Origin of the sequence: Type-D symbiont of Plautia stali (genome assembly GCF_001485335.1) — a bacterium.
Taxonomy (GTDB): domain Bacteria; phylum Pseudomonadota; class Gammaproteobacteria; order Enterobacterales; family Enterobacteriaceae; genus Pantoea; species Pantoea vagans_C.
This window is the reverse complement of the sequence record NZ_BBOC01000157.1, coordinates 1-4,538: the sequence shown is the minus strand read 5'-3', so window position 1 is coordinate 4,538 and position 4,538 is coordinate 1. Positions and strand designations below refer to the sequence as shown.

The 4,538-nt window shown below is 55.9% G+C and carries 3 protein-coding genes and 1 pseudogene; 2 read left to right on the top strand and 2 right to left on the bottom strand.

Annotated features, from left to right (window positions below):
* The first annotated feature begins 448 nt into the window (after nt 1-448).
* Nucleotides 449-1,167 (top strand): annotated as a pseudogene (locus tag PSSD_RS25470) (tyrosine-type recombinase/integrase).
* A 34-nt stretch (nt 1,168-1,201) separates the two neighbouring features.
* A complete protein-coding gene (locus PSSD_RS25465) occupies nt 1,202-1,867 on the top strand; it encodes a hypothetical protein (RefSeq protein WP_058974181.1) in 666 nt (221 codons plus the stop codon).
* Between the two features lie 8 nt (nt 1,868-1,875).
* Here the strand turns inward: PSSD_RS25465 and PSSD_RS25460 are convergent, their stop codons facing one another.
* Nucleotides 1,876-2,553 carry a hypothetical protein gene (locus PSSD_RS25460; RefSeq protein ID WP_058974180.1) on the bottom strand — a complete coding sequence of 226 codons (678 nt, stop codon included), beginning with the start codon at nt 2,551-2,553 and terminating at the stop codon, nt 1,876-1,878.
* 853 nt (nt 2,554-3,406) lie between these two features.
* Nucleotides 3,407-4,291 (bottom strand): RepB family plasmid replication initiator protein, encoded by an 885-nt coding sequence (locus PSSD_RS25455; RefSeq protein ID WP_058974179.1) that lies wholly within the window; start codon nt 4,289-4,291, stop codon nt 3,407-3,409.
* Between the last annotated feature and the right edge of the window lie 247 nt (nt 4,292-4,538).

Here is a 4,538-nt window from a genome sequence, read left to right as displayed (position 1 = left end):
GTCTTCCAGCCATTCTTTTTGACAAGATAGTCGCGTAATTCTTTTCAGGCTGCGCGAGCCCCCCAACAGATACAAGGAGAATGACTTAACCTTAGGGTTTGATGCTATCGGGAAAGAACAAATCAGTAAAACGCGGACCACCAAGTTCAGAAGAGCAGTAGTCGGAATGCTAACCCTTAATGAATCAACCTTAAAGACATCGGGATCATTATTGGGAATACACCATTTATACCAAAGTGTCGGCTCGGGCGCTCAGCCCTTGTGGCGCGCGGAGTGGGGCGCTTTTACCGTGATAAAGGATCCTTTACCGGTTTTGGATAAGGCGCTAATCTGCGGGTAAAACCAAATCCCGGATCCTTTTTCCGCGATTTATTCCGCTTTCCCCGCGCGGGTGGGGCGGCGAAAATAGCCCTCACAGACCCCGACGTCGCTACGTGAAAATTGACGGATGAACAGCCTGATACCCCAGCAGAATTTAACAGGACGCGTGACGGCGCTGTCGTTCGCGCCGGGCGCTGACTTTGCCACCGCGGTGGCGCTCAGGCGCATGGCCACCGCGAACGGCGTGACGCCGTTCGACCTGCTCGCCCCGAGGTTGCCGCGCTGCTTCACTATATGCCCGACCGGCGCCACCACTTTTTCTTTAACACGCTCTGGAACGCCGGCGCGCGCATCGGCGAAGGCTGCACGCTCACGCCCGAGTCGTTCGCCATCGACGGGCCGCGCCCGTTCGTGCGCATTCTCTCCGAAAAGGTGCGGAGCCGGCGCGGCCGCCCGCCCAAGGACGCGGTGCGCCTGGTGCCGCTCACCGATCCGGCGTTTGTGCGCCAGGTCGAGGTGTGGATGGCCAGCGAGCCGCTGTGGTCGGTCACCGACGAGACGATGCGCAACTGGCTGAAGGCGGCGGTCAGGCGCGCGGCGGACGACGGCGTGCACCTCTCGGTGCCAGTGACCCCGCACACGTTCCGCCACTCGTACATCATGCACCTGCTGTACCACCGCCAGCCGCTTAAGGTGATCCAGGCGCTGGCCGGGCATAAAGATGCGCGCTCGATAGAGGTGTACACGCGGGTGTTTGCGCTGGACGTGGCGGCCACGCTTGAGGTGTCGTTCAGCGGAGAGGGCACGGAGGCGGCGGCCGTGCTCAGGAGCCTGCCACCGGCCTGACGGATGGATCAGTGATACATTAGAAAGGGAAAACATGCAGACGTTAACCGCCGAGCTGGGGAACTGGCTCATGCAGTATAAAGGCTCCGCCTGGTTTGTGCTGTTTGGCTGGGTGGCTGTGCAGATCATTTACGGATGGCTGGTCCGGGCAAGCCCGGCAGGCGCCATCGGAAGCGTGATGAACGCCCGCCGGAACCGCCTGCGGGCCCTTCTGGAGCAGCCATTTGTGTCTGAAGAAGCACGGGCTCTGGCAGAGCGCGAGCTCAGGCAAAAGAGCCTGCACCAGCTGACCGGTCTCTTGCAGTGGCGGCTTCAGGATCTGGCCGTAGCATTCATCACACGCAATGGTGAACGCGCCCGTTACCTCGCGCCCTGGCGATCCTGGCTCGGCGAGCGGGACGGGCAGATAACCTTTAACCGGAAGTGGTACCGCCGCGCATGGTGGTGCTTTGTGCTGATGACGCTTCCCATTAGCCTCATGATGCTGGCGCTGATGACGCTCATGACCGCGCAGCAGTTCGGCTACGAATATACCGGCCCCATACTGCTGGCCAACACGGTTGTGTGGTGGTTTCCGTGGTTGTTCTTTACCCGCGTCCCCGTGCCTCCGGTCACGCGGATCCTTGAATCACGCCTGGCAGCGTTTAATGCAGAACGTGCGGGCATACCGGCTGAAAAGGCAACTGACCAGCCTGACTGAAGCAGCCGTCACCGCCCCCGGGATGAAAAAGGAAAGCGGCTTCTGCACCATGCGCGGCACCGGACCGCCAGAGAGGGGGCCGGGCGCGTCAGGGCGACGAACCCGGCGGAAAGCGATTCCGTCAGCTCGGCCTGAAACCGGGCCAACTGAGCAAGCTGGCCGCTGAGCGTTGTTCGCAACGTCAGCTCCTCAGCAGCGCTTCTGCTGACGCCTTTCATATCCCGGATAGGCTCTCCGGGCATGGTCACCATCAGAAAGTCGTTAAGCGTGCGCAGCAGCGGCGAAACGGTAGCCTCCCAGCGGACGGCCTCGTCGGGATGATGGAACATCAACATGTGCCTGCAGCTGCGCATTTTCGCATGATCCAGCCCCCGGGCGCTGTCGTCGAGTTCTGCGGCGCGTGCATTAAGGTCCTGCACGGAAAGACGACACGACGTCAGCGGTATCCCGGGCCCCACCTTTTCAGTCAGCAGCCTGAAATCCATTTCCAGCACGTGCATCAGGGTACCGCCGTAGTTGCGAATTCCGGTCAGCACCTCACTGCACTCAGCCGCAATGCTTTCGAGCCTGGCCGTGCGGATCTCCAGCGCTTTTTTACTGAGTTCGTTACGCAGGGTAAAACGTGCGCCCAGCCAGACGCCGGCGAGCGTCACCAGGGGCGTAAGGACATCCTTCAGTTCCGTCATGGTTATTCCTGTTATGGCCAGCCTGCAGGCATGATGCCTCAGCCTCAACAGATTTGCAGCCTCAGGCTGCAGCGTCGTCGCGGAAATCAGGATGAGATGAGAAACCGGCGCAAAACGTGATACTGTCGCACATCGTAGGGTAAAGGTATTCACTTTCATGTAAGCAGGGGGCAGAGAGGCGCGAGCCCGGGGATCTTCCTCACGCGCACTCTGAACCCCTTACCCGATCCTACCCGATCCCATGCTGGAGCGTCTTTGCAAAAAGCATGAGCAGGCGCATAACGGCGAAGGCAGACCATACGCGATGCGGAAATCCGTCCAGCGAGGAGGTAAGCAGAAGTATGCGGATGAACATATCAACACCATACACGAAAGCACATTTATTGATAGCGAGTACTAACTTACTTATCCGGGGTACCCGACAAAGGTATTCATTTACATGTAAAGGGTATCCACTTTCATGCTGATGGCGACGCGGACGTTTGCCGCATTATAAAGGTATGCACTTGCATGAAGCAGGAGGACGCCCACCGGCAAAGGTATCTACTTTCATGCATCCGGCGGGCCGAAGACCGATAAAGGTATCTACTTTCATGCACGGCTGCGGGCACCTGCATGAAAGCAGATACCCGGGCGGACACCGCATCATGAAAGTAAAGACCTCAGGGGAATATATGCATGAAAGTAGATACCTTCAGTAGGACAAACATGAAAGTGAATACCTTTCGGGGTGAGGTGCCTGCAAAAAAAACCCTTTGAAGGGGGATCCATGAAAGTGAATACTTTTAACGTAGCCTGCATGAAAGCAGACACCTTTTGGCAAGGGTACATGAAAGTGAATACCCTGGTGATATCAGTGACCGGGTAACGCCTGCAGTTTGGGGGAGCGGCTGTTAATGACAAACTGGATCTCGCGGCCCTTCTTGAGCTCGGTGAAGTCGATATAACCAATCTTCTGCAAATCGGCCATAGCCCGACGAATTATCGAGTTCTGGAGCTTCACCGGCGATCCCATCGCCAGACGCTCTCTGAGGCGCTTCATGGAGATATAGAGCGTGCCGGAGGGCATACTCTCAAAGTAGATATACAGAGACTGAGCGGCTTCCTTACGGGACAGCTCAGAGAGCGCCTTGAGGCCCAGCAGCACTTTGTGATCGTAGCGGTAGAGTTCCCAGAGATTACTGTCCGCCGTGATCTCCACCGTATCCGTGTTCATATTCAGCACCGCGCGCTGTACCAGGTGGGAGAACATGGATTTCTTGCCATCCTTGCTGCTGAAGGCGAGCGTCACGCTGGAAATGCTGAACAGGGAGTCATGGAGGCGCTTACGCGAGCGGGCGTTGAGATCGGCGGATTTGATCCCACACATTTTGGCAAACTCGGTGAATGGCAGCTTGATCGTTTCGCTGCTGTAGCCATAAGTGGAGAAGGCCATAATGATGCCGAGCCACGTTTTGAAGTCCGTGGACATGCTGAGCTTCGCGCCCTGGATCTTGATATCCGTATAGCCTTCACGCTTTGCTACCTCAAGGCTTGAGAGCTCGTCGGAGGCGTCGATCAAAAAGTCGCGCTTCCCTTTTTCCTTTGGCGCCACGGGAGTGAAGACACTCAGACGCAGCAAAGCTACCGGCTGAACGGTCTTGTTACTGTTCGGCTCCAGTAGATAAACTGTTTCTGAATCCTTTTTAACGATGGCAAAAGGATTGTTTATGTCTATGACTTTATTATCGTTTCCCACTTATCCACACCCACAGGTCAAAAAGATCGTGTTCTCATGAAAGTGAATACCTTTATAGCATGAAAGTAAATACCATTTCCATGAAAGTAGAGACCTTTTTCATGAAAGTGGAGACCCATTTACATGAAAGTAGATACCTTCATCATGGAAAGTGAATACCAAAAGTAGTGTTTTTACATGAAGATCATAAAGATAGGAGGCTGGTGATCTCTTTTGATCTTACAATGGATCTCTATATGATCTTCTT